This is a genomic window from Bradyrhizobium uaiense, from assembly GCF_010811875.1.
Lineage (GTDB): Bacteria > Pseudomonadota > Alphaproteobacteria > Rhizobiales > Xanthobacteraceae > Bradyrhizobium > Bradyrhizobium uaiense.
Window position 1 is genome coordinate 1 of sequence record NZ_VKHP01000541.1, and the last position, 719, is coordinate 719.

The 719-nt window shown below is 64.0% G+C and carries 2 protein-coding genes; both read right to left on the reverse strand.

Going from position 1 to position 719, the window contains the following annotated elements; all coding sequences use genetic code 11:
- Nucleotides 1-138 (reverse strand): biotin carboxylase N-terminal domain-containing protein (locus FNJ47_RS46350; protein WP_163163491.1); only part of this gene is annotated, 138 nt, incomplete at its 3' end.
- A 2-nt stretch (nt 139-140) separates the two neighbouring features.
- Nucleotides 141-719 (reverse strand): carboxyl transferase domain-containing protein (locus FNJ47_RS46355; protein WP_283811395.1); only part of this gene is annotated, 579 nt, incomplete at its 5' end.

The following is a 719-nucleotide window of genomic DNA, read 5'->3' on the forward strand; positions in this document are numbered from 1 at the left end:
GTCGGCCATCTCGACATGCAGCGCGTCGCGGTCGGCCTCGGAGTAGACGGCAACCGTCTCAATCCCCATACGGCGCGCAGTCTTGATGACCCGGCAGGCGATCTCGCCGCGGTTGGCGATCAGGATTTTCTTGAACATGGTCACAGCGGCAGATTGTCGTGCTTCTTCGCGGGGATTTCGACCTTCTTATCCCTGAGCATCGCCAGTGCGCGCGCAATCCGACGCCGTGTCGAATGCGGCATGATGACGTCGTCGATGTAGCCGCGCTCCGCGGCGATGAAGGGCGACAGGAAGCGGTCTTCGTATTCCTTGGTTCGCGCGGCGATCTTGTCGGGGTCGCCGATGTCGCTGCGGAAGATGATCTCCACCGCACCCTTGGCGCCCATCACGGCGATCTGCGCGGTCGGCCAGGCGTAGTTCATGTCGGCGCCGATTTCCTTCGACGCCATCACGTCGAACGCGCCGCCATAGGCCTTGCGGGTGATGATGGTGACGAGCGGCACCGTGCACTGCGAATAGGCGAACAAGAGCTTGGCGCCGTGCTTGATCAGCCCGCCATATTCCTGCGCGGTACCCGGCAGGAAGCCCGGCACGTCGACGAAGGTCACGATCGGGATGTTGAAAGCATCGCAGAACCGCACGAAGCGCGCGGCCTTGCGCGAGGCGTCGGAGTCGAGCACGCCCGCCAGCACCATCGGCTGGTTGGCGACGAAGCCCAC